Genomic DNA, 23,914 nt, shown 5'->3' with positions numbered 1-23,914 from the left:
GAGCTAGAAAACCACGCTCCAGAAGAAGAGGCAAAGAGCGTCAAGGCCATGGGACCATTGATATACGCCGAGCACTTCAAGTTCATCGCCCCATCGCTGGTCCAGTTGGTACTACACCACCAAGGCTTTTTTGTGGACTACATGGATAACCTGCTCAAGTTCTCCTTTGCTGGGAAGGAATACCCATGGCGAAAGGACCATAAGCTTCCTCTGGAGAAGGTGTACCTTAAAGAAAACCATTAAGCAAAGAACATAAAATTCCGTTGACGCAAATGATACCCGTGAAACATCAAGTCTTACGTAACTAAGTTACCAGCTATGACATATTGCTCTGTTTTGATATCTGTGTCAATACTTTTAACTGCTGTTCCTGTGCTCCTGGATCGCTAACCACCAGCACTCTGTTAAGGCCGAGGTTAGCCGCACAGGGGCCAACTAGATCTATAGCTCCAGGGCCAAACATGACCTCCGGCATGATAAACCTTCGGAGCTCGTCGTATCTTTTCGTCATAAGAGACCCCCCCCCCTCTCCGTTACCGTCCATTCTACCTCATTCTTTCGATGATTTCGCCATGACCGCTTTAGGTCTAAGGTCGTAATTATCGCAGAATAAGGCTACAATTAGCATGTTCACCGCACTGAGCTACTTTGGGTAAGTTATCGATAACGACAAAAAGAGGGTGAGTGAAATTAGGAAGGTGGATTGTCTTGGGGATTTTTGTCCCATTCCTGGGATCAAGGCCAGGTTAGCCATGAACGGAATGAGACCAGGGGATCAGGTCCTGCTGGTCTCGGATCACAGCTGCGCCCCCCTGAACGTCAGGGATGTAGTGGAGGAGATGGGTTGTTCCGTGAAGATAGAGGAGGTCATACCGGGGGTGTTCGAGATGGTTATCAGCAAAAGCTCTCCTTCCCCTGATGGAGCATGAAGTCTATAAAGGTGTAAAGCTCGGGCTTCTGGAGGGAGGACCGGTGATAGACGATCGAGACGGGACAGCTTATCTCCACGTCTTTGATGATGTGCTGTTTGAGCATTTTGAGATATAGCTCTTTTTTGATGGTGACGTAAGGGACTATGGAGACCCCGTCGTCGTTCGCCACCGAGGCCTTGAGGGCCTCCAGGCTTCCCATCTCCATGACTATGTTCAGGCTTTCCGGGGAAACGCCGTTATCGGAGAAGGCCTTGTCTATGACCCCCCGGAGCCCCGACCTGCTGGGGCACAGGAGCAAATTCATACGAGCAAGCTCACTGAGCGATCGGACCTGTCCGATCGCTTTGTTTTTTGGGGAGCTGATTATAGCCAGTCGATTGTCCATCAGCTTATGGACTATTAGATCACGGTCGTTCTCCTGTTCTTGGGATATGAAGCCTATGTCGGCCCTGAAGTTCCTGATGTCCTCAAGGACGTCCTCGGTGTAGTTGCAGGTGTTGTTGAACCTCACAGAGGGGTTCTTTCTCTGATAGACCGTCAGGGCGCAGGGGACCAGGTATTCACAGATGCTGGTGGATGAGGTCACCCGGATAATCGATATGGACTGGTGCTCCAGAAGCTCCATCTCGGTCTGCATCTTTTTGTAGAGGTCCTCGAATATCTGGGCGTAGTTGAAGAACAGCTCTCCCGACTTGGTGAGGGAGACTCCCTGGTTGCTTCTCAGCAGAAGCAGGGTGTCCAGTTCCTCCTCCAGCTGTTTGAGCTGTTGGCTCAGAGCCGATTGGCTGACATGAAGCTTCTGGGCGGCTTTGGATATGCTCTTTTCCTCGACTATGGTGATAAAGGATTTTATCGTGGATTGGTTCAATGTTAGTACCTCCTGTCTATCGGAAAGCACGATGGTGCATAAGTTTATCCGTTAACCGCTGTAATCGGATAAACGATATAATGACCTCAGATCACGAAAGTTAAAACATTAACAAGGAGGGAGGTGTGAAAACATGGAAAGAGAAAGAAGATCCCCCCAGAAGAAGAAAAAGGCCAACCAACTTCCAATTGCCGCTATTTTACTGGTTATTATTATAGCCATTGGATTTTATCTAGGCAAGTTTAGCCCCAATCTCCCTATGTTCTGGCTTTTCGGCATACTCCTAGGAGTCTCCCTTAGGGCCTCCCGTTACTGCTTCACAGCCTCAATGAGGGACCCAATCCTCACAGGAGGTACGAACCTGACCAAGGCGGTCATAGTGGCTATCGCCCTGGCCACAGTCGGTTTTGCGGCGATCCAGTATAAAGCCAGCCTGGCTGGACAGCCTATCCCTGGCAACATCTCCCCCGCCGGGGTTCACGTCGCAGTAGGAGCGTTTATGTTCGGTATCGGCATGGTCATAGCGGGAGGATGTGCCTCTGGAACCCTCATGAGGGTAGGAGAGGGTTTCGTGATGCAGTGGCTGTCCCTTGTGTTCTTCATCGTCGGTTCCGTATGGGGAGCTAAGGATTTCAACTTCTGGAAGCCCGCTTTCATGGACAGCGGCATAAAGGTATTCCTTCCCGACGTCCTGGGCTGGTTCCCCGCTTTGGTCTTACAGTTTGCCCTGCTACTGGCCCTTTTCGTCCTGGCGGACTGGTTCGGCAACAGGAATAACCCGGAGAACACCCTTTAAAATCCATTATACCTAAGGAGGAAACTATCATGGCAAAAGAGCATACCCTTGACTGTCTCGGAGAGGCCTGTCCTATACCCCTCATAAAGACCCAGAAGAAAATGGCCGAGATGGCCGTAGGAGATACCATAACCATAGAGGTCGACCATAGCTGTGCGGTAAAGAACGTCCCAGAGTGGGCCAACAAAGAGGGCTACAACTGCGAGATAGATGAGATCGACGACGGTCAGTGGGAGATCTGGATCGAAAAGACGAAATGAGTGGATTAAGGTGAATATAAGGGATAACAGGTATTATAAGCTCTTTATCAAGACCCCTTGGCCCTACTACGCCGGTGCGGTTATCCTTGCGGTCCTGAACATATCCATATTCGTCTCCTCCGGCAAGCCCTGGGGGGTAACTTCTCCTTTCGCCCTTTGGGGGACATGGATCTATGAGACTCTAGGCGGTTCGGTGGAAGGCTGGGTCTACTACGCTGGGAGCCATGGACAGGCTCTAGCCAAGGGTTTCATGTCCAACGGTGGCAGCATCCGAAATATGGGGATCATAGTGGGAGCTCTACTGGCTACCTTGCTTGCCTCTGAGTTCAGGATCAAAAAGATAAAGAACGGAAAACAGGTGGTCGCCGCTATCTTAGGCGGTCTTCTCATGGGCTACGGGGCGAGAATCGCCTTTGGATGCAACATCGGTGCCCTCTTCAGCGGGGTTGCCTCTATGGCCCTGTCCGGCTGGATGTATCTGGTCTTCATGTTTATGGGCGCTGTGGTCGGTAGCAAAATGCTGGTAAAATTCTTCATGTGAGGAGATGTCCTTATGGCAAAGAAACGGGAGGACTACGACGTCGTTATCATCGGTGCTGGGTCCGCTGGACTGACCGCGGGGATATACTGTGGCAGGGCCAGGCTTAGCACCTTGATCATAGAGCAGGGACTGGTGGGAGGTCTCATAACCTCCACTCAGGACCTCGAGAACTACCCTGGCTTTCCCGACGGGGTAGGCGGAGAGGAATTGATGAACCTCTTCTACAAGCAGGCCAAGAGGTTTGGATGCAAGTTCAAGCTCACCGACGTCAAGGAGGTCGACCTCGCTGGGGATGATAAGGTGGTCCACACCTTCCGCAACGAGTATCACGCCAAGGCCGTCATCATCGCCACAGGGGTGAAGCCCAAGCCGATCGGCTGTGAGGGAGAGGCGGAGCTCATAGGGAAGGGAGTCTCTTTCTGCTCGACCTGCGACGCCAACAACTGTATCGGCAAGGACGTGTACGTCGTAGGAGGAGGGGACTCGGCAGTCGAGGAGGCCATGTACCTCACCAAGTTCGCCAACAAGGTCACCCTTATCCATCGCAGGGACCAGCTCAGGGCGGCCAAGTCCATACAGGAGAAGGCCTTCGAGTGCAAGTGCCTGGACTTCATGTGGGACACCGTCGTTAAATCCATGACGGGGACCGATTGCGTCACCTCTATGGTGGTGGAGAACGTAAAGACAAAAGAGTGTACCACCATCCTGCCTGGAGAGGGAACAAACGACTTTATCGTCTTCCCCTACGTGGGCTTAACCCCTAAGACCCAGATCTTTGAGGGACAGGTCGACATGGAGAAGGGCTTCATAAAGGCCAACGAGAGCCTTGAGACATCCTGTCCCGGGGTGTTCGTCGCAGGAGACGTGAGGGTGAAGACCCTCAGACAGGTCATAACCGCCGCTGCGGACGGGGCTATCGCCGCGGTGGAGGCGGAAAACTACATTCTGAGCAGATAGAGAAGAGGAGGTGACCACGATGGTCACCTCCTCTTTTACCTCTGAAGTTCTTTTTTGATCTCCTCCCAGGAGACCCTGGAGGGCTTTCCCTCGAAGATGGACGCCATCGGGACGGACAATCCCCTCTCGGCGATCATGTCTGAGAGTATCCTCATGAACACTCCCTGCCCACGGTCCAGCCTGACCGATTTTGTGCTTCTGTCCACCCAATCCCCCGATCCGATTGTCCCTCCGCAGTAGCCGTAACAGGTTTGGTGGACTCCGCAGCTCGGGCTTCCGTCTATTCCGACCACCCCCAAGACCGAGACTCCGTTGGCTATGTCGTCCTGGACCTGGTCCATCACCGGCTCCAGAAGCCAACGACAGTGGCGACGGTAGGCGGGGGTGTCGTACTGTTCCACCGTCATGCCCCATCTTTTTAGGCCCCCGAAGGTGGCCTCGGCGCATGGGAGCTGAAATATGCCGATTCCTTCCTCGATGATCGGGAGAACCAGCGATTTCATCGCCCCGGAGTAGGAGCCGTAGCCCAGGACCTTGGCGTTGACGTTCAGCAGACAGTGGGACAGCAGCACGTAGCGGTTTCCTCTAGCCATTGGATTCCCTCCTCAATGTATGGGGCCCTATGAATGACACCCTCACCATGCTTCCCTTTTCCCAGGTCTGGTTCGATCGGCTGGGCAGGTCCGCCTCAAGCTCCAGTTCGCCGACTACTATGAAATAGGTAGTCATCGCTCCCTTGTACTGGCGGTCGGTGATTATTCCCTCCATGTCCCCTTTCTCATCGGAGATCACCACGTCCTCTGGATGTACCGAGATATAGCCCTCTGGCGAGAGGATCACGTTGCTCCTGCCGATAAAGTCGGCCACGAAAGGGGTCGACGGCTCGCCGTAGACCTCCCTAGGGGTGCCGATCTGGACTATGGACCCTTTTTCCATTACTGCTATTCTGTCCGAGAGGGCCATGGCTTCCTCCTGGTCGTGGGTGACGTAGACGGCGGTTATACCTAGCTCCCTCTGTATCCTTCGTATCTCCGCCCTCATCTTTACCCTAAGCTTTGCGTCCAGGTTGCTGAGAGGCTCGTCCAGAAGGAGTACCTTGGGCTGGATCATAAGGGATCTGGCCAGTGCCACCCTCTGTTGTTCTCCCCCGCTGAGCTGATGGATCCCCTTGTTTCCCGATCCCGGAAGGCCCACTTTTTCCAGCATCTCTCGCCCCATGGAGGTCCGTCGATCCTTGTGGATTCCCTTAAACTTGAGTCCGTAGGTGACGTTTCCCATCACCGACATGTGGGGAAACAGGGCATAGCTCTGAAACACCGTGGCGGTGGGCCGTCCCTCCGGGGCCATGGAGGTTATGTCCTCTCCCTCCAGGACGATATTACCTGAATCGGGAAGGCAGAAGCCCCCTATCATCTTCAGTGTGGTGGTCTTTCCGCATCCGCTGGGCCCCAGAAGGGAGATCATCTCGCCCTGTTCCACCGTCAGGGAGAGGTCCTTGACCGCCCTGGAGCCCTGGAAGCTCTTGTTGAGCCCCCTTAATTCAAGATACATTTAACTCACTTCCCTCCGATCCACGGGCCTTTCCCTTCTTCAGCAAGGTCCAGGAGAAAACCACGTTTACGACCATAGTCACCCCGATTATCACCGAGGCCATGGCGGAACTGGCCCCTATGTCGCCGGTTTGGATCGCGTCGAACATCTCGGCGGTAAGCACCTTCGTGTAGGGGGTAATGAGAAAGATGATTCCCCCTATGGTGGTCATGGTGAAGGTGAAGGTGTTTACGAAGCTGACAAGAAAGGCCGGGACCATCTTAGGGGCTACCACGTCCTTCAGTACCGATAGCCAGCTTCCTCCCTGGTCCCTCACCGCGTCCTCCAGCTCGGGGTTTATCTGTCCCAGGACCGATACACCGCTTTTTATCCCTATGGACAGCTGGCGATAGACGCAGTTGGTCACCAACAGGAACCCCGTAGCCAGCAGAGGTTCGGGCATCCAGTTGAAGGCTAGCAGGTAGGCTATGCCGAAAAAGGGTCCCGGCAGTATAAAGGGAAGATCGGCGGTGAAGTCCAAGGTCCTGGCTAAGAGGCCTTTTGCCCGTCCCAGGAACCTCGCAAGAAGGATTCCCATAAAGGCCGCCGAAAAGGCCGCTATGGATGCGTATTTAAGGCTCCTCAACAGGCTTCCCATTTTTGCGGCCTCTAGGGCCTCCATGTGTTTAAGCGTAAAGGTGAAGTTAACCCCCCAGGTCTTCACGAACGCCCCGACCAGGATAGCGCCGTACTTGGCGACCTCCAAGGCCACGAAGGCCCATACTACAGTGAATATTATGGCCTGAACTCCCCCAGGAAGTGCCGCTCCTTCGTCGCTGGCGGTTTTGGAGGAGAATAGGGAGGCGTTTTTGCCCATGACCCTGCGGTATACAATAAAGACCGCCAGAGCCGGTATGAGTAGCACCGTGGAGATCGCCGCCGCCTTTGGCAGATCGTAGGATCCCACCGCGGTCATATAGGCCTGGGTGGCCAGGACGTTGAAGTTTCCCCCTATGAACATAGGTGTGCCGAAGTCCGAAAGGGACCTTATGAACACTATCAGCCCAGCGGTCATTATTCCAGGCCAGGCGAGGGGGAGGGTTACTCCGATCAGGGTGTCCCCTCGGTTCCCCCCTAGGTCCAGTGAGGCCCTCTCCAGGCTTCTGTCTATCCCCCTCAATACCGCCATTATGAGAAAGGCCGCTATAGACGCAAATCCAACCGCCTCCATAGCTATGATCCCCCCTGGACCGTAGGGATTCCACCGGATCCCCAGTAGCTTCCAGGTTATAAGCCCTCGTCGTCCGAAGAGCATTATGTAGGATAGGGAGGACACGAAGGGGGGAGATATTAGGGTCATAAGCAGCACTGCGAGGATCGCTTTCTTTCCCCAAAGGTCGGTGTGGGTCACGTAGAGGGCGCAGGAGAGCCCTATTATCAGGGCGAATAGGGTGGTCCAAAAACCCACAAAAAGGCTATTTTTTAGCAGCGTCCTGTTTTCCAGCAGCAGGGATCGGTAGTGCCCCAGGCTCAGCGACCCGTCTATATAGACGCTCTCTTTTAGCATGACTAAAGTGGGCCACAGTATGAAGACGAAAACCCCTAAAGCCAGGGCCATGTACAGGAAAAAAGGGGCATCCATGGATGCCCCTAGTCCTGACCTACTGCTCCGCTTTATCCCCGAACTCTTTCTGCCATCTGTCCAGGATCTCACTTCTCATCTCTCCTGCTTTGACCGGGTCGACCACCACTACCTTGGCGTCCTTAAGTCCCTTGAGATACTCCGGGACCTCGGCGTCAGGCCTGGTTCCGACCTTGGCGGTGTTTGCCATCTGGACCTCCTGGCCTCTCTTTGAGAGACACCAGTCCACGAAGGCCTTTGCTGCGTCCATGTTCTTGGCGTCCTTCATTATGGCTATAGGGGCCAGGAAGCCGGGGGTACCGTCCTCGGGAAACACCGATATCACAGGGTGTCCCTGCTCTATGAGCTTGACACCTACGTCGTAAGGGTCTATGCCTATGGCTACCTCTCCCATAGCTGCCTTATTGGGGGGGCCCGATCCTCTTTTGGTGTAGAAGGGGATGTTGTCGTTCATCTTGCTTATTATGTCCCATCCCCTCTCCTCGCCGTAAGCCTCGATTATGTAAAAAAGCACCGAGTAGTTGGTGCCCGAGATGGTGGGGTTGCTCATCATGACCTCGCCTTTATATTCGGGCTTTCCCAGGTCCTCCCAGGTCTTTGGAAGGGGAAGGTCTTTGTCCTTCATGACGTCTTCGTTGATTATCAGGTCCACCGCCACCAGGGAAAGGCCGGTCCAGTAGCCCTCTTTATCCTTGTACTGCTCAGGTATAAGCTCAGCCTCGGGGGACCTATAGGGCTCAAGATATCCCTCTTTCCCTGCGTTCAAAAAGCTGTCTACACCGCCACCGTACCAGGCGTCGGCGATGTTCTTGCCCTTTGAGGCACGGAGTCTGGTCAGTACCTCACCTGACGACATACTCAGGTAGTTGACAGCTATGCCTGTATCCTTGGTGAACTCGGCGAAAATCTTGTCTTCGCCGGTAGCGGCGCAGAAGATACTTATATTCTGTCCCGCTAGAGGCTTGTCCGATCCAGCGAACGCCACGGAGCCTGTTATCATAAGGGCCGCCAGGGCCAAAAGTGCCGTTGCTCTTTTCATTTTCATCCTCCTGCCTATGACCTAAAGGTATAGGCTGTATTATCGTCAAGAAGATGAATCCTGTCAAGGACGGAAGGATTGGATTCGCTAGTCTATCTGGAGGAAGACGGTTGACTGCCGCCTTTTAGCAAAAGCTCTGGTTTCCCTCCATTGAGGTCCATAAGGTAGAGTGAGAATGGAGAGCCCTTCTTGTTCACGTCTTTTGGAGTATAGCCCGAGAATATAAAGCTCTTCCCTGTAGGTAGCCACGAGGGCTTGGTGGCACAGACGGTCCGGTCGGTCAGACGGACCGTCTTGCCGTCCTTTAGGTTAAACATAAAGATCGCCGATATCAGTGGTTCCCCCAGGGAGGACCAGGACTTGTCCGCCTCCACGTCGCAGTCGAAAAGCAGCCTCTCTCCGTCGGGAGAGTAGGAAAAATGGACGGCGCTTGATGGAAAGCTCTCCCCTATAACGTCGGAGAGGGGCCTGCTCTCCTCCAGCTTGTTAGCTGAGATGTCTATCTTCAGAAGGTTCTCCAGATCTTGGGCGAAGGCGAACCTTCCGTCGTGAGACCAAAAGGGGCTGTAGAGCCCTGTATGGTCCTTTATCAGAACCGTAAAGCTATCGTTCTCCATGTCCATAAGGCCGATGACCCAGTCCATACTGACGTCGTCCCAGTGGTTTACGAGAAGACGAGATCCTTCCGGGGACCACCTCGGACCGTAGCTGTTTTTGCCGGGTATCGTCGTAACATGCTTTATATTCCTTGTCTCCCTGTTTACCACAGCTATTGTTCGATCCCCTTCCTTGGAATAGGCGGTAAAGGCGACCTGTTTTCCGTCGGGGGATATCTCCGGGTCGTATCCCTCCGCCAGCTTTGTCTTTCCCTGGCCATCCAGCTGGGCCACGAAGACCGCGCCGTCTTGGGAGAATGCTATCCATGGGGTCGACCCGTAGGCCGGGGCGTTCCAGACAAGTAGGGTTGATAGGAATATAAACATCATCTGCTTCAGGGACATAATTAGGGACCACCTTTCGTTTGTGTGTGTGGCTAGGACATAGTATCCTTTAACCGTATTATCCCACTGCTACGAATTCTATGGAGGTGAGATCTTTGAGCGAATGCACCGAACAGTATCCCGTTATCCGCCCTGGAAAGCCTATTTTGTTCGAGACCTATAGGTTCAGAGGCAGAGCGGGATGTCTGATCCCCAAGGAGGGCCGTTTCTGTGCCACCAGAGACGTCGTTATCCAGTGGGTGAAGGACAAGCTGGACCAGGTTCCTCTGCCCGAGGCCCTTTCCCAGGGAGAGGAGTTCTCCCTGGACTTTTACGGCCAGATAGCCGAAGGGGTCAATCTGCCCGAGAGGAAGCTATGGACCGTCAGGATGACCCAGCCCGACGTAGGTTTGCCGGGGCACATAGATCCGGTTCCAGGCTGTTCCTGGATAAGCGATCTATCGGTTATGGAGATAGATGGCCAGGTGGAGTTCGGAGTGAAGATAACCTGTTCCTATCTGCCGGACAGGAAGGCTCTGCCTGGCTTTATCCGACCAGGGATAATAAGGAGGCTGGCCCATTTGGTGGGGCTCTCCCAGATTCGGCCTGTGGACGGAAAGGTGTGGGATCTCCTCTCGCCGGAGGACTTGAACGACCTGGAGGGGTTTCTATGCTCCAAGGAACGATATCTTCCGGTGGTGGTTATCTCCCAGACCGACGGCCCTGACCCTTCGTCGGAGCAGAGCTATCTGGTCGATGGCGACCATCTGGCGAAAGATCTCATAGGTTATGCCCACGTCGTTAGGATGAACTGGGACCTGTCGCTGCTTTGGACGGACATGGTAGGGGTTCCCTGGACCGTATCAAACGGAGGCGTGAGGATATACAGGCCGGGGCTGGATTTCGACGCCGATCAGTATCAGAGCCACCCTCTGATGGACAAAGACAGAATACGCCGATGGATGGGGTCCGCTGACCGTCGAGATAACGGTTACGTCCAGTATCTGTCCGATTTTTTGAAGTCCTTCCCAGCCAGGACATCCCTGTCCTGGGGGGGCCTTGTGTTCGTCCCGGAGGCAAGGCTCATAGCCAGGGAGGAGAGGGCTAAGGCCCCTATGGAGGATCAGGTTGCCAGAAACGAGGCTCTTGAGGATCAGATAGAGGCGCTAAAACTTCTTCTAGAGGCCACAAGGTCCGACAGAGACGAATATCTCGCCATGGCTGAGTCAGCTCTGAGGGAGACCGATAGCTATAAAGAGGAGCTGTTCTCCCTCAGGAATAGTTACATTACGTTGCAGGCCATGTGGGAGAGCAGGACCGGCCAGTCCGTGGACGACGAGCTCATCCTGCCCGATAGCTACAACCATATGGCTCAGTGGGTCTCAGATCACTTTACCGGAAGGCTTAAGTTGCATCCCAGAGCGGTGAGGGCCCTTAAAGACGGGGCCTACGAAAAGCCCCAGCTCGTGGCCCAGGCCCTTATGGCACTGGCCAAGGAGTATAGAGACGTAAAGCTAGGGCTTCAGGATTACAGTGTCTTTCAGGAAAGGCTACAGGAGATTGGGCTCGACTGTCGTCCCTCCATAAGCAACGAGTCAGCGGGAAAGTACGATGATAGATATTTCATCCCCATCTCCCAAAACGGCAGGGACAGAACGTTGCTTTTGGATAACCACCTCTGTAAGGGAGTCTCAAAAGATAGGTCCCTGTGTCTCAGGATATACTTTCTTTGGGACAATTCCAGAGACGAGGTTGTCGTGGGATGGCTGCCCTCCCACCTGCCTAACTCCAAAAGCTAGATTCCTGTGGCTCTGCTTATCTCCTCCATCACCTGGGAGATCACCGGCTTTACCTCCGGCGTGCTTGGGATACGGTCTATGAGCCATTCCAGGTCCCCTCTGTTCCACAGTAGTTTTGTGGACTGTCTGTGGGCCATGTCGTGGACCCAGCAGAGCTGAAATAGCAGGACGTCCGACAGGGTTCGGAGCTGGTCGTAGCGGGCTTTTTTGTCCTTCAGGAGCCCCTCTATTATAGGCAGGGAGAGCTCCCCCTCCGGCCCTAGCCCGGGATAGATTGCGTCCTGTTCCCCTCTTTGGATGTGCTCTCTGACGACTTTGTATATGTCTATCTTGTCGCTGTCTTTGACGATCCTGAGCATCGCCAGGTCCTCCGGGGGTAGTTGCGGCAGGTCCTTTTTATTGTGCTCTCTGATCGTCATGGCGATAAGCTCGAACTCCTTGGGGGTGAGCAGGTCCTTTGGGAAGTCCTCCCTGAGTGCCTGTTCTCCCCTGTCGCCGTGGTCAACCGATTTGAAGTCGTAGAAGGTCCCGTGGTCTCTGTACTGAGGGAAGCGGCCTATGTCGTGGAGGAGCCCCGCCGCCACAGCCAGGCATCTGTCGCTGTCGCTCCAGTCCAGATCGTCCGCCAGGAGACCGGCGTTTTCCGCCACCCTTCGGCTGTGCCTTTCCTTCAGCTCCAGCTGATGGAGCTTTCCGCACTGGCGGTAGTATCCTGAGGTGTAGTCCTCAAACCATCGCCTTATGGATTTTAGCTGTCTTGGTTCCATAAAAACATCCCCTTTCGTCATATGGGCCATTATACTCTTGTGGAAGGTAACCTCTGTCCCTGTGCTTTTTCGTCTTTTAGGATTATTATGTGCTCAAAGAATAAGGGGGTTGAACGTCTTGGAGATTTTCAGAGAACTTCACAGGGTAATAGACAACACCTTTTTACGGCAGGACGGCTCTATGGACGAGATAGAGAGCTTTATCTCTCGGTCCATAGAGGCTCGGTTCAGGACCGTGGTGGTCCCACCTTGGGCTGTTTCCAGGGCTGTGGCCATGACCGAGGGGACCGACACAGGGGTATCGGCGGTTATCGGATTCCCCCTGGGATATCACCCTCTCTCGGTGAAGCTCTACGAGATAGAGCACTATCTGAACATGGGGCCCGGCGTAACCGATTTCGACGTTGTGGTCAACGTCTCCGCCATAAAGTCGGGTATGTGGGACTACCTTAAAGAGGAGATTTCCGCACTGGCCAGCCAGATAGGGACCAGGATCTTCAAGCTCATAATAGAGACTCCCCTCCTTACGGAGGAGGAAATCCGTAGGATGGCGGACATATGTTCCAAGGTGAGATACCTGGACTACGTAAAGACGGGCTCCGGTTTTGCCGGAAGCCCTACCACCGAGGAGCAGGTCAGAATACTCGCCGAAAGCCTCAAAGGCAGAAAGAGGATAAAAGTCTCCGGCGGGGTGAGGACTATGGCGGACCTGGAGAGGTTCCTCATAGTCGGCGGTGACGTATTCGGCACCAGCTCCGGCATCGCCATAATGGACGAGGCCATGCAGCTTTTGTAAACAAGTGTTATCTTCTCGGACCTCAGGATGTTCTATAATGCGACTAGACGAAATCTATGGATCATTCTAGGAGGTATATCTGTGGAAGAACTGAGAAAGAGCATCGACGGTTTAAGGGATGACCTTGTGGCGGCCATAAGGGAGAACGTCGCCATCAAGAGCGTGGAGGGTCCGGCAGAGCCAGGGGCTCCCTTCGGCACCGGCCCTAAGGCCGCTATGGACAACTTCGTCCAGATAGCCCAGCGTCTTGGCTTTGAGACCGGGGTATTCGAGGATATGGTGGCCTGGGCGGATCTGGGCGACCCTAGCTCGGAGATGGTGGCGATTCTAGGCCACGTCGACGTGGTTCCCGAGGGAGATGGCTGGAGCTGTGATCCCTATCAGGGCAAGATAGAGGACGGCAAGCTCTACGGCAGAGGGGTTATGGACGACAAAGGTCCTATCCTATGCGCCCTCTACGCCCTTAAGGCCATAAGGGACCTTGAGATTCCCCTCAAAAAGAGGGTTCGGATAATGGTCGGAACCAACGAGGAGACCGGCAGCAAGGCTATCGCCGAGTACGTGAAGTCCGGTCAGGAGCTTCCTGTAGCTGGTTTTACCCCTGACGCCGAGTACCCTCTCATTAACGGCGAGAAAGGCAGCGTAATAGCCCAGCTCTCCGCTCCCTTCAAGGTGGAAGGTCCTATCAGGATACTTTCCTTCGACGGTGGTGTTGCGGCAAACTCGGTTCCCTCGGTGGCTAAGGCGGAGATCCAGGTCGATCCTGATAAAGTCGAGAAGGTCCACTTCTCCGTCTCCGCGTTCAAAGGCCCGGAGAAGGCTAAGCTTTCCGTGGAGGACAAGGGGGAAGGTCGCTTCGTCCTAACCATGCTCGGAGCACCGGCCCACGGTAGCCTGCCTCAGATCGGTGTCAACGCCGTGGCCTGGCTGGTCAAGTTCCTGAGGACTTTAGGGGTCTCCGGCGAACAGGGAGCCACACTTAACTCCCTTGATCGCTACGTTGGAACCGAAGTTTACGGTGAGAGCCTCGGTGTGTGCCTCTACGACGACGTGTCCCGCTATACCTCTGTGTGCTGGGGAACCATGAAGTCCGAAGGGGATACGGTGAGGTTTTCACTGAACCCCCGCTTCCCTGTTACCTTCTCCACCGAGGACGTAGCGCCTGTCCTGGAGAAGACCTTCGCCGAGGCAGGATGGCAGGTCCTCTCCATGAGGAAAAGCGAGCCTCTTTATATGGCGGAGGACTCGGAGCTGGTGGTAAAGCTGATGGACGTGTACAGGCAGGAGACCGGTAGGGCCGGCGATAGCCCTATGTCCATCGGTGGAGGAACATACGCCAAGGCCATGCCTAACGTTCTAGCCTTTGGACCGATCCTTCCCGGCGAGCCTTCCAACATTCACGAGGCCAACGAATGTTGGGATATAGATAACATGATGACCAGTGCGAAGATCATGGGAGCCGCGATAGTGGCCCTGGCGAAAGACTAAAAGCTAAAGGACAGGCCCTGGAGAGAACTCCAGGGCCTGTCCTTTAGGGAACCTCTAAAAACTCACTTTCGAGTCCCCTCGGAGAGATCGTTCCGCCTACGCCCTGGCCCAATCGTATACTCGACCTGCCTGTTTCGTACGAACCGCCTCGGAGGGCACGTCCTGTGCCCCCTCGGCTTGGGGCGACGTCCTGTCGCCCCATTCGACTACACGACGGCATGTCGAGTATACGGGCTCAAATGGGCTCCGTCGAAACGATCTCTCCGAGGATTAGAGTTTTTAGAGGTGCCCTTTAGCTGATTATGGTATCGATAAACCGATCCAGCCCCTCTGTCCCTGTCTCCTCGGGATATACGGAGCAGTCCCTTAATGCGTCCATAAAGACGTAGCCTATCTCCTGTTCGACGATCTCCTTGGACTTCTCGATGGAGTTAGCCCTGCCGTGTCTCTCCAGGAGGCTCTCAGCCCACTCTCTATGAGGCCAGGATTCGGGCGTCGAGGGATTCTCCCCCGAAAGTGCATTTAATAGGGGCTCCATCTCCCTCGATAGCCTTCCCGGCAACACCGCCAGTCCCATGGCCTCTATCAGGCCTATGTTTTCCTTCTTTATGTGGTGTCTCGACGGCCTGATGTGGAATATTCCGTCAGGATGTTCCTCGGATGTCCTGTTGTTTCTGAGGACCATGTCTATTTCGTAGCTATCTTTGACCTTTCGGCCTATGACGCTCACCGAGTTGTGTTCCTTCTCGATCTCCCATTCGGGATCGTCGTAGGATTTCCAGCCCTCTATAGCGGAAGTGGCAATTCTCTCTATTTCCTGTCTGTTTTTCGATCTGATCCTGAGGGTCGCCATAGGCCAGACAAGGGCCTCCGCTGTGATCGAGCCTTCGGTCCAGCTTCTCCTCACCGAGGCGGATTGGATAGGGAAGGACCAGTTCCCTCCCTGAAAATGGTCGTGGTCCAGTATAGAGCCTCCTACGATAGGCAGTGCGGCGTTGGATCCCAGAAAGAAATGGGGAAACTGGTCGAGAAAGTCCAGTATTCTGGGCACCGTCCTCGTGCCGACCGCCATAGGTCTGTGCTCTTTTGAGAAAACGATACAGTGCTGATGGTAGTAGACGTAAGGAGAATACTGCAAAAACCACTCCTCACCGTCGAGGGATATGGGCATTATCCTGTGGTTAGATCTCTCCGGGTGTCCCGGTTTTGCCCAGAAGCCGGCGTTTTCGGGGCACAGTAGACACTTAGGATAGGATTTTCCCGTCTTAGGTGCCGCTATGTCCTTAGGGTCTTTCTCCGGTTTTGATCGGTTTATGGTCATCTGAAGGTCGCCGTAGGAGGTCGACACAGTCCAGCGGAGGTCTTTAGACGCCAGATCAAGCCTCACGTCTTTGGTGGCGGCGGATATCCTGTATAGCCACTGGGTGGCCTCCACCGGTCCTTTATCCCCCATTATCGCCCAAAAATCCCTGGCCATAGCCCCGTTGGAAGGGGTCAACAGCCCCATGACTCTCCCTACAAACTTCTCCTCCGGTAGCTCTCCCCAATGGTGTCCCGTCTCCTGGGCGTATCGATGTAGAAGGGCGATGGCCTCCATTTCGTCCTTTATCGGTTCGCCATCTACAGGGTCCGGCAGCTCTAGGGATCCTATGATTGAGTTGGTCAGCACCCATCGGTCGAGCTCCTCCGCTAATCCTTCCTTTATTCCGTAGTTTACAAGGGCTTTGGCGCAGCTGGATAACACCTCTGGTTCGATCAAGAAAAACTCTCCTTCCGATATGTCCGTGTATTTGTTCCCTCTTTGGTGTAGAATCGAGATAGAACGACCAGGAGGGGTGATTTTTTTGCGAGAGTTACTTTGCGAGATGTGGAAACGCTACTACGGTCCCTGCGACGGAACGGTAATAGCCTTCGCTCCAGGCAGGGTCAATCTGCTAGGTGAGCACACCGACTGCTACGGTGGCTACGTCCTCCCCTGCGCCATAGACCTTGGGACCTGGGCGATGGGAAGGCTGAGAAACGATAGCTCCGTTCGGCTAAGGTCGGATAATTTCCCTCACGCCGATCCGGTTACCTTCGATATATCCGATCTTTCAAATTTAGCATACCATGGCTGGGCTAACTACCCCAAGTCTGTCATGTGGGCGATGAAACAGCGAGGTCTCCCTCTGGATAAAGGGTTCGATATGGTGTTTTTCGGGACGATCCCTAGAAACAGCGGACTTTCCTCCTCTGCGTCAATAGAGATGGCCACCGCTGCGGTGATCTCCGAGCTCTGTGGCCTTAACCTTATGGCTGACGACTCCTCTAAGATTACCATGGCTCAGATATGCAAAGAGGCGGAGAACCGGTTTATAGGGGTCCAGTCGGGCATAATGGACCAATTTGCCATAGCCTTAGGGGGGGAGGATAAGGGGGTATTCCTGAACTGCTCCACTCTGGAGCATAGGGCGGTTCCTCTGTCCATGGACGACCATGTCCTGCTGATACTGGACTCCGGTAAGAAAAGGGAGTTAAGCTCCTCTCAGTATAATCTCAGGAGAGAGGAGACGGAAGAGGCCTTTAAGGCCATAAAGGCGGCAGGGGTAAAGGTCTCCAATTTGGCGGACCTGTCTCCCGAGGGGTACTACGTCGTGGAGAAGTCTATACCCGATCCTCTTCTCCAGAGGAGGGCCAGGCACGTTATATGGGAAAATCGAAGGGCTAAAGAGGGTGCTGCCGCTTTGGAGGCAGGTGATCTAGCCCGTTTCGGAAAGCTCATGAACCGATCTCACCTGTCACTTCAGTTCGACTACGAGGTAACCTGTCGAGAGCTGGACTGTCTGGTCTCCTATTGCTGGCAGCATAAAGGTTGTCTGGGAGCCAGGATGACCGGCGCGGGCTTCGGTGGAAGCGTGCTGGCCCTTGTCGAAAAAGAGGCGGTTTCCCCTTTAGTGGAGGACGTCTCGGGCTGGTACGAGAAGCACACTGGCTTAAAGGTCTCGGTATTGGAGACCGTGGCAGGGGATGGGGTTTCCATAAAGAAATAGCTAGAGGGAGGCCTAGGCCTCCCTCTAGCTATTTCTTGGCGACGTACTTTCGGATATCGAAGGCCACCGCTGCAACGATGATAAGTCCCTTTATGATAAGCTGCCAATAGGGATTTACCCCTATAAAGGTAAGGCCGTAGTTTATGACACCGAATATGAGCACCCCCGCCAGAACCCCTGGTACCGTGCCGACTCCTCCGGTGGTGGAGACCCCCCCGACGACGCAGGAGGCTATGGCGTCCAGCTCGTACATGGTGCCGTAGTTATTGGTGGCTCCCCCGGTTCTAGCGGCCTCCAGGAATCCCGCGACACCGTATAGTGCTCCCGCTATGGCGTAGAGGAGTATGAGGGTCTTAACCACGTTTATACCTGAGACCTCCGCGGCCTCCCTGTTGCCTCCTATGGCGTACATGTTCATCCCAAGGAGAGTCTTGTTGAAGAGAACCCATACCAGTATTGCGACCGCAAGGGCTATCAGGATTATGACCGGTATCCCACCGGCGTAGCCCGAGCCGAACCAGGTGAAGTCAGGCCTAATCCCACCTATGGGCTGGGAGTTGTTAGGGGGCATGTCGAAGTATATGGAATTTATTCCATATACCACGACCATCATGCCAAGGGTGGTTATGAAGGGTGGCACGTTGAGTTTTGCCACGATAACTCCGTTTAACATCCCGAGTATCATACAGGCCGCTATCGCCAGCAGTATAGGGAATATGACCGATATCTGAGCCATGTCGGGATAGAACCTTCGGACGTAATCGGCGTTTTGGAGCATAGACGCCGATATTACCGCCGCGAATCCCACCATTCGACCGGAGGAGAGGTCGACCCCACCGGTTATAAGTATAAAGGCGACACCTAGGGCCAGTATCGCCCTGGTGGAGCTCTGCATCAGTATGTCCCTGAGGATGGCCAGGGACAGAAACCTGGGGTCTATGGTCGCTATGACCACGATCAGAAACGCCAGGACCACGAATATGGCGTTTTGGGATAAAATTTGTTTGAGTTTCGACATTGTAGGACCTCCCATCATCAGGCGACGTACAGGGTCGCCAGCTTCATTATCTTCTCCTCCGTGGCCTCCGCTCCGTTCAATATGCCAGCCAGCTTTCCTTCACTCATGACCATTATCCGATCGCTCATTCCCATGAGCTCCGGGAGCTCGGAGGATATCATTATGATGCTCTTTCCCTGTTTTGCCAGGTCCGCCATTATAGTGTAAATCTCGTACTTTGCACCTACGTCTATCCCTCTGGTGGGCTCGTCGAGGATGAGTATATCCGGGTCTATCAGTAGCCACCGGGCCAGCAGGACCTTTTGCTGATTGCCGCCGGACAGGCTCCTTATGAGTGTCCCTCTGGAGGGGGTTTTTACGGACAGCCTTTTTATGCCTTCGTCGGTGTCTTTGGACATTGCACCGCTGTTAAGCAGCCCTAGGGCTCCCTTATAGGCCGCTAGGTTTGCCACTACCAGGTTTGACTGGACCGATAGGACCGGAAAGATACCTGTCGCCCGCCTCTCCTCGGTCAGAAGGGCCATTTTTTGCCTCTTGGCGATTATCGGGGAGGACAGGTCAATTTCCTCCCCTCTCAGCTTTAAAGTTCCCGAACTGGTGGATCTAAGGCCAAAAACTGCCTCCATGAGCTCGGTCCTCTGGGCCCCTACGAGACCTCCTACCCCCAGTATCTCCCCCTTTTTGAGCTCAAAGGACACGTCTTTGAAGGATTTTGGGTAAGGGGAGGAGTAGCCACTGACCTCCATGATAACCTCCCCAGGCTGGTTCTGCCTGGGAGGAAAGCGGTTCGTCATCGTTCGCCCGACCATTCGGGATATGATATCGTCGGTGGAGAGCTCGGAGGAAGGCCAGGTTCCCACAAGAGTGCCGTCCCTCATTATGGTGACATCGTCGGATATCTGGAGAATCTCCTCGATTTTGTGGGATATGTATATTATGGCTATGCCTCTGGCGGTAAGCTGTCGTATTATGCGAAAGAGGTGCTGAACCTCGTCCTCTGTGAGGGATGAACTCGGCTCGTCCATGACTATTATTTTCGCACTGTATGACACAGCCTTGGCTATCTCCACCGATTGAATCCTGGAGACCGAGAGATGGCGAATCTGTTGCCTTGGGTCTATGTCCATGTCGAGGTCTTTGAAAAGCTCTTTTGTCTGGGCCTCCATGGCCTTGCAGTCCAGAAACGAGAGGGGGCCGAGCTTTTTTACCGGTGCTCGTCCAAGCCAGATGTTCTCCATCACCGGTCGGTGTGGTATAGGGTGGAGTTCCTGATGGATCATGGAGATCCCCAGGTCCAGTGCGGACTTAGGGTTAGGTATCTCCACGGCCTTGCCGTCTAGCTCTATTTTTCCTGAGTCCATTCTGTATATTCCAAAGAGGCACTTCATCAAGGTCGATTTGCCCGCCCCGTTTTCACCCATAAGGGCGTGGACCGTCCCTGGACGGACCGACAGGGAGACGTCCTTTAACGCCTGAACCCCCGGGAAGGCCTTGCTGACCTTGGTCATAGTAAGCACCGATCGATCGTTCATAGTTAACCATCCCCTTCCGATGAAAAGAGGGGAGGAGGTCTCCTCCTCCCCTCTAAGGGCACTACTTGAAATCCGCTACGTTTTCCTTGGTGACCTTACGGTAGGGGACCCAGACGTATTTTCCGTTGGTTATGGTGTAGCCTACGTTTTCGTCGGTCGGTGTCTCGCCGTCGGCCATGATCTGGGCCAGGTTGTAGGTGGCTATACCCTGGTTGACCGCGTCGTTGAGGACGGTGCCGAGAAGGGTTCCCTCCTCAAGGGCCTGGATCGCCGGTGCTGTGGCGTCAACTCCTACTACGGGCATGTAGGTATCTCCCTTGAAGTAGCCCACCGCTCTGAGGGCCTCTATAGCTCCCAGTGCCATGTCGTCGTTGTTGCAGAAGACCGCCTCGATCTTGTCGCCGTGGGCTGCGAGGAAGGCCGCCATTTTCTCCTGGCCTCTGACCCTGTCCCACATGCCGGTGTCCTCAGCCAGCTTCTCGACGGGTATGCCAGCCTCCTCCACAGCCTTTATGGAGTATTTCGTCCTGAGCTCGGCGTCCTGGTGTCCTGGCTCGCCTTTGAGCATAACGTACTGAAGGACTCCGTCGCCGTTTTTATCGGCGTTAGGATTGGCCTTCCAGTAGTCGACGACTATCTGTCCAGACATGGTGCCCGACTCCTCCGCCTTGGCACCGACGTAGTAGACCTTATCCCACTTCTGCATATCCTCGGGAAGGGGCTCTCTGTTGAAGAACACCACAGGAATGTCGGCCTTTTTGGCTCTATCTATGATGACGCTGGCGGCGGTACGGTCCACCGGGTTGATGGCCATGGCGCTCATTCTCTTGGTGATGAACATATCTATTCGATCGTTCTGGGTGGACTGGGAGTTCTGGCTGTCCACTATGTCTACCTTGATCTTTCCCTTTGCCGCCTCGGAAATGGCGTTTCTGACCCCTGTCATAAAGGTGTCGTCGAACTTATAGATGGCACAGCCGATTTCCTTTTTGGCGGCGATTGCCGCACCTGCGATACATACAGCTCCTAACAGACCAAGGGCGACGATCTTCTTGCCGGTTCCGTTCCTCATGGTGAAAAGCCTCCTTCAATATTATGTTATGATTTCGCCTTTTAGTTTTAGACGTTTGTTCCGCCAGCATCCACCGGGTCTTTACCGTGGTCGTAGGACGGCTAGTTACCGCCCTACGATCCCATAATAGTGACATTCGTTTCAAAAGGCAAGCAACTACTGTGATTTTAGCTATATTAAGTTAGGAGATGGTTCTATGAGAGAGATGGTGTTCAGAAACGAGGAGGAGTTCTTTATCGACGAGGGATGTTTCATCACCGAGATGTGGAACTCCGAGGCCGATGGAGACGTGTCGGTGGCGAAGGCGAGGGTAAAAGTCGGGGTGACCACTAGATGGCACAGGCTAAAGGGGACTGTTGAGCGTTATGTGATTCTATCAGGCAGGGGAACGGTGGAGGTCGGCGAGTCCATCTCTCAGGAGGTAGGCCCCGGCGACGTCGTGATAATACCCGCCATGTGCCGACAGAGGATAACCAACCTAGGCCAGGAAGACCTGGTTTTCCTGGCGATCTGTACCCCTAGGTTCTTGCCGGAGGTGTACGAGGACGTGGAGTAGAGCACAGGGGGCGGAAAATCCCGCCCCCTGTGCTCAGTCTTATCCCCTGTAGCTTTTTGCCCTCGCCGAGTCGAACTCCTCCTTTACCCTCTCCATAGCCTCTGGGGAGCTTATTAAGTCGAAAGCCGACGCTGCTAGGATCTTCGCCCCCAGGACGACCGCCTCATGGGCCTCTTGAGATTTGCCCGCCGTCAGGTATCCGTCGGAGTGGGAGGAGGTTCCCTCCGGGACGAAGGCGACCCTTATGCAGGACCCTGGGACCCTGTACATGACGTTGCCGAAATCGGTGGAGCCCGTCTTTTCCCTCGGTGGGGTTATCCTAGGAGCATCTAGAATCGTCGCGTTTTTCATCAAGATATCGTTCAGCGAGAGGACCGGTATCTTGTTGTCCAGGGACTTTATCTCCAGGACCTCCGCCTCTGTTTCAGTCATGAGGGCCGCCCCTTGGACGATTTTTTTGAACCTCTTTATAACCTCGTCGAGGTAGGCCCTGTCGTATGACCTGAGGCTGAACCTGGCGGTGGCCCTCTTGGGGACAACGTTTGCCGGGCCACCTGAATCCGTCACGGTGTAGTGCATCCTGGTGTCATCCAAAACGTGTTCCCTCAGGAATTCTATTCCCTGAAAAAGGAGCAACACACCGTCGAAGGCGCTTCTGCCTTTCTCAGGAGCCAGGGCGGCGTGGGCGCTTGTCCCGTGAAAGGTCACGTCGAAGTTGGACATAGCCATGGACTTTACGTCGGTGGTGGTCGTCGGCGATCCGTGCATCATCAGGGCTACGTCTATATCCTGAAAACAGCCCTGTTTCAGCATCTCTATCTTGCCTCCTACAGTCTCCTCCGCTGGAGTTCCGTACACCACTATCTCGTGTTCCTCCTCACAACACTCCTTTAAGGCCAGAGCCGCACCGATCACCGCCGGTCCCTGCATGTGGTGTCCGCAGGCGTGCCCGATGTTTTCAAGGGCGTCGTACTCGCAGAGCAGCCCTATCCTAGGGCCATTCTCTCCCTTTTTATAGGTCGCCCTGAAGGCGGTCTCCAGCCCCCCTATCCCTGATGTAACCGAAAATCCGTGCTTCTGAAGGTATTCGACGAGTATCCCCGAGCTTCTGTGCTCCTGAAGGCCTATCTCTGGATTGTCGAAGAGATCGTCGGACATAGCGCATATCTCCGGCTGGATCTCGTCTATAAAGGAGAAGATCCCTTTTTTTGTCCCATCAATCATGTCGGTCCCCCTTAAAAAGGTCCGTATCCGGTGAGATTGGCGACGGTCACCAATACCGATCCTGTGACGATCCAGATCAGGAATAGCTTCCACATATAGGGCATCCACTGGTCGTATCTGATGTTCGCCACGGCCAAAAAGCCCATGAGGGCCGATGACGTGGGCAGGATATAGTTGCTAAGTCCGTCCCCGAAGTTGAAGGCTAGGATGGCGGTCTGTCTTGTCATACCTATCATGTCGGCGACGGGGAACATGATAGGCATCGTGGCTGCTGCCTGGCCGCTTCCGGAGGTTATCAGACCGTTTACGATCAGCTGGGTCAGGAACATTCCGGTTCCCTGGATCAGCGAAGGAAGGGCTCCGAGGGCTCCTCCAAGGTAGAACACCACTGTGTCAAGGATATGTCCGTCGGTAAGTATGATCGAGATTGCCCTGGCGAAGCCTATTATGAGGGCCCCGAATGTGAGCTTTTTTGCCCCATCGATAAACTCGATTGCGATCTTATTGGGCGAAAAGCCGTAACAAAGTCCGCCCAGAATGGCCATCCATATGAACAGCGCCGCGCTTTGGTTGAGTCCCCATTTCCACTGGATCCCTCCGTAGATCAGGAGGCTGAAGAGTCCTACGACAACCCCGAGGACCACCAGGTGTCTACCGTTCATCTCGTCGATCTGGGAGTTGTCACCTATCGAATTTATCTCCGCGATCTCCAGATCCCTGACTACGCTCAGTGTAGGATCGCATAGCTGGTAACTTAGTTACGTAAGACTTGATGTTTCACGGGTATCATTTGCGTCAACGGAATTTTATGTTCTTTGCTTAATGGTTTTCTTTAAGGTACACCTTCTCCAGAGGAAGCTTATGGTCCTTTCGCCATGGGTATTCCTTCCCAGCAAAGGAGAACTTGAGCAGGTTATCCATGTAGTCCACAAAAAAGCCTTGGTGGTGTAGTACCAACTGGACCAGCGATGGGGCGATGAACTTGAAGTGCTCGGCGTATATCAATGGTCCCATGGCCTTGACGCTCTTTGCCTCTTCTTCTGGAGCGTGGTTTTCTAGCTCGTTTCTGACCAGCCTTGAGACAAGCA

Annotated in this window: 26 protein-coding genes; 11 read left to right on the top strand and 15 right to left on the bottom strand. The window is 54.2% G+C overall.

Annotated features, from left to right (window positions below; translation table 11 throughout):
* Positions 1–243, top strand: a 243-nt coding sequence (locus B9Y55_RS11155; protein ID WP_234986223.1) for a hypothetical protein, incomplete at its 5' end; no start/stop codon positions are given.
* Positions 244–316: 73 nt separating this feature from the next.
* Here B9Y55_RS11155 and B9Y55_RS13085 read toward each other — a convergent pair.
* The gene (locus tag B9Y55_RS13085) at positions 317–511 is read right to left on the bottom strand and encodes a hypothetical protein (RefSeq protein WP_200806673.1); all 195 of its coding nucleotides are present in this window, start codon (positions 509–511) and stop codon (positions 317–319) included.
* Between the two features lie 169 nt (positions 512–680).
* On the opposite strand from B9Y55_RS13085, the gene B9Y55_RS11145 reads away from it, so the two are divergent.
* Complete coding sequence (locus B9Y55_RS11145) at positions 681–929, top strand: sulfurtransferase TusA family protein (protein ID WP_159448339.1); 249 nt, start codon at positions 681–683, stop codon at positions 927–929.
* On the opposite strand, the gene B9Y55_RS11140 is transcribed toward B9Y55_RS11145, so the two are convergent.
* Complete coding sequence (locus B9Y55_RS11140) at positions 895–1,800, bottom strand: LysR family transcriptional regulator (RefSeq protein WP_143340928.1); 906 nt, start codon at positions 1,798–1,800, stop codon at positions 895–897. The genes B9Y55_RS11145 and B9Y55_RS11140 overlap by 35 nt on opposite strands.
* A gap of 133 nt (positions 1,801–1,933) precedes the next feature.
* On the opposite strand from B9Y55_RS11140, the gene B9Y55_RS11135 reads away from it, so the two are divergent.
* The 4 genes from B9Y55_RS11135 to B9Y55_RS11120 are packed head-to-tail and all read left to right on the top strand — an operon-like array spanning position 1,934 to position 4,354.
* Positions 1,934–2,596, top strand: coding sequence for a YeeE/YedE thiosulfate transporter family protein (locus B9Y55_RS11135; protein WP_085545431.1), 663 nt, complete (start codon positions 1,934–1,936; stop codon positions 2,594–2,596).
* A gap of 29 nt (positions 2,597–2,625) precedes the next feature.
* A complete protein-coding gene (locus tag B9Y55_RS11130; RefSeq protein ID WP_085545430.1) occupies positions 2,626–2,856 on the top strand; it encodes a sulfurtransferase TusA family protein in 231 nt (76 codons plus the stop codon).
* A 10-nt stretch (positions 2,857–2,866) separates the two neighbouring features.
* Positions 2,867–3,397: a YeeE/YedE thiosulfate transporter family protein gene (locus B9Y55_RS11125; protein ID WP_085545429.1), complete on the top strand. Its 531-nt coding sequence runs from the start codon at positions 2,867–2,869 to the stop codon at positions 3,395–3,397.
* A 12-nt stretch (positions 3,398–3,409) separates the two neighbouring features.
* Positions 3,410–4,354, top strand: a complete 945-nt coding sequence (locus B9Y55_RS11120) for an NAD(P)/FAD-dependent oxidoreductase (protein WP_085545428.1) — start codon at positions 3,410–3,412, stop codon at positions 4,352–4,354.
* A 35-nt stretch (positions 4,355–4,389) separates the two neighbouring features.
* On the opposite strand, the gene B9Y55_RS11115 is transcribed toward B9Y55_RS11120, so the two are convergent.
* The 5 genes from B9Y55_RS11115 to B9Y55_RS11095 all read right to left on the bottom strand — a co-directional run bounded on the left by B9Y55_RS11115 (position 4,390) and on the right by B9Y55_RS11095 (position 9,566).
* Complete coding sequence (locus B9Y55_RS11115; RefSeq protein ID WP_085545427.1) at positions 4,390–4,947, bottom strand: CD3072 family TudS-related putative desulfidase; 558 nt, start codon at positions 4,945–4,947, stop codon at positions 4,390–4,392.
* Entirely contained in the window at positions 4,940–5,905 is a 966-nt protein-coding gene (locus tag B9Y55_RS11110) for an ABC transporter ATP-binding protein (protein WP_085545426.1), read from the bottom strand. Before B9Y55_RS11110 ends, B9Y55_RS11115 begins: the two co-directional genes overlap by 8 nt.
* The gene (locus tag B9Y55_RS11105) at positions 5,895–7,598 is read right to left on the bottom strand and encodes an ABC transporter permease (protein ID WP_234986222.1); all 1,704 of its coding nucleotides are present in this window, start codon (positions 7,596–7,598) and stop codon (positions 5,895–5,897) included. The genes B9Y55_RS11110 and B9Y55_RS11105 overlap by 11 nt, the downstream gene beginning before the upstream one ends.
* On the bottom strand, positions 7,546–8,565 hold the full coding sequence (locus B9Y55_RS11100; protein ID WP_085545424.1) for an ABC transporter substrate-binding protein: 1,020 nt from the start codon (positions 8,563–8,565) through the stop codon (positions 7,546–7,548). Before B9Y55_RS11100 ends, B9Y55_RS11105 begins: the two co-directional genes overlap by 53 nt.
* Before the next feature lie 92 nt (positions 8,566–8,657).
* Positions 8,658–9,566 (bottom strand): TolB family protein, encoded by a 909-nt coding sequence (locus B9Y55_RS11095; RefSeq protein ID WP_085545423.1) that lies wholly within the window; start codon positions 9,564–9,566, stop codon positions 8,658–8,660.
* Positions 9,567–9,661: 95 nt separating this feature from the next.
* Here B9Y55_RS11095 and B9Y55_RS11090 point away from each other — a divergent pair, with 95 nt between their 5' ends.
* Entirely contained in the window at positions 9,662–11,344 is a 1,683-nt protein-coding gene (locus B9Y55_RS11090) for a hypothetical protein (RefSeq protein ID WP_085545422.1), read from the top strand.
* Here the strand turns inward: B9Y55_RS11090 and B9Y55_RS11085 are convergent.
* Positions 11,341–12,111 (bottom strand): HD domain-containing protein, encoded by a 771-nt coding sequence (locus B9Y55_RS11085; RefSeq protein ID WP_159448338.1) that lies wholly within the window; start codon positions 12,109–12,111, stop codon positions 11,341–11,343. The two genes, B9Y55_RS11090 and B9Y55_RS11085, sit on opposite strands and share 4 nt — an antisense overlap.
* A gap of 118 nt (positions 12,112–12,229) precedes the next feature.
* Between B9Y55_RS11085 and deoC the strand changes: the two genes are divergently transcribed.
* Positions 12,230–12,907 carry a deoxyribose-phosphate aldolase gene (gene deoC, locus B9Y55_RS11080; protein WP_159448337.1) on the top strand — a complete coding sequence of 226 codons (678 nt, stop codon included), beginning with the start codon at positions 12,230–12,232 and terminating at the stop codon, positions 12,905–12,907.
* Between the two features lie 81 nt (positions 12,908–12,988).
* Complete coding sequence (gene pepV / locus B9Y55_RS11075) at positions 12,989–14,395, top strand: dipeptidase PepV (RefSeq protein WP_200806672.1); 1,407 nt, start codon at positions 12,989–12,991, stop codon at positions 14,393–14,395.
* Positions 14,396–14,687: 292 nt separating this feature from the next.
* On the opposite strand, the gene B9Y55_RS11070 is transcribed toward pepV, so the two are convergent.
* Positions 14,688–16,154: a hypothetical protein gene (locus B9Y55_RS11070; RefSeq protein WP_085545419.1), complete on the bottom strand. Its 1,467-nt coding sequence runs from the start codon at positions 16,152–16,154 to the stop codon at positions 14,688–14,690.
* A gap of 85 nt (positions 16,155–16,239) precedes the next feature.
* On the opposite strand from B9Y55_RS11070, the gene B9Y55_RS11065 reads away from it, so the two are divergent.
* Positions 16,240–17,424 (top strand): galactokinase, encoded by a 1,185-nt coding sequence (locus B9Y55_RS11065; protein WP_159448336.1) that lies wholly within the window; start codon positions 16,240–16,242, stop codon positions 17,422–17,424.
* A 28-nt stretch (positions 17,425–17,452) separates the two neighbouring features.
* On the opposite strand, the gene mglC is transcribed toward B9Y55_RS11065, so the two are convergent.
* The 3 genes from mglC to B9Y55_RS11050 form a co-directional block, all read right to left on the bottom strand.
* Complete coding sequence (gene mglC, locus B9Y55_RS11060) at positions 17,453–18,442, bottom strand: galactose/methyl galactoside ABC transporter permease MglC (protein ID WP_085545417.1); 990 nt, start codon at positions 18,440–18,442, stop codon at positions 17,453–17,455.
* A gap of 17 nt (positions 18,443–18,459) precedes the next feature.
* The gene (locus B9Y55_RS11055) at positions 18,460–19,974 is read right to left on the bottom strand and encodes a sugar ABC transporter ATP-binding protein (RefSeq protein ID WP_085545416.1); all 1,515 of its coding nucleotides are present in this window, start codon (positions 19,972–19,974) and stop codon (positions 18,460–18,462) included.
* A 61-nt stretch (positions 19,975–20,035) separates the two neighbouring features.
* Positions 20,036–21,046, bottom strand: a complete 1,011-nt coding sequence (locus B9Y55_RS11050) for a galactose ABC transporter substrate-binding protein (RefSeq protein WP_085545415.1) — start codon at positions 21,044–21,046, stop codon at positions 20,036–20,038.
* A 196-nt stretch (positions 21,047–21,242) separates the two neighbouring features.
* Between B9Y55_RS11050 and B9Y55_RS11045 the strand changes: the two genes are divergently transcribed.
* Entirely contained in the window at positions 21,243–21,602 is a 360-nt protein-coding gene (locus B9Y55_RS11045) for a cupin domain-containing protein (RefSeq protein ID WP_085545414.1), read from the top strand.
* 39 nt (positions 21,603–21,641) lie between these two features.
* Here B9Y55_RS11045 and B9Y55_RS11040 read toward each other — a convergent pair whose 3' ends face one another.
* The 3 genes from B9Y55_RS11040 to B9Y55_RS13310 form a co-directional block, all read right to left on the bottom strand.
* Positions 21,642–22,826 (bottom strand): M20 family metallopeptidase, encoded by a 1,185-nt coding sequence (locus B9Y55_RS11040; RefSeq protein ID WP_085545413.1) that lies wholly within the window; start codon positions 22,824–22,826, stop codon positions 21,642–21,644.
* A gap of 11 nt (positions 22,827–22,837) precedes the next feature.
* Positions 22,838–23,488: an AbgT family transporter gene (locus tag B9Y55_RS11035; RefSeq protein WP_085545412.1), complete on the bottom strand. Its 651-nt coding sequence runs from the start codon at positions 23,486–23,488 to the stop codon at positions 22,838–22,840.
* 157 nt (positions 23,489–23,645) lie between these two features.
* Positions 23,646–23,914: hypothetical protein (locus tag B9Y55_RS13310; protein ID WP_159448335.1), on the bottom strand; the 269-nt coding region annotated here is incomplete at its 5' end.

It is taken from the genome of Dethiosulfovibrio salsuginis (assembly GCF_900177735.1).
In the GTDB taxonomy this organism is placed as follows: Bacteria; Synergistota; Synergistia; order Synergistales; family Dethiosulfovibrionaceae; genus Dethiosulfovibrio; species Dethiosulfovibrio salsuginis.
Note: the sequence above shows the minus strand (reverse complement) of the source record. Positions and strands in the feature narration are given on the sequence as shown.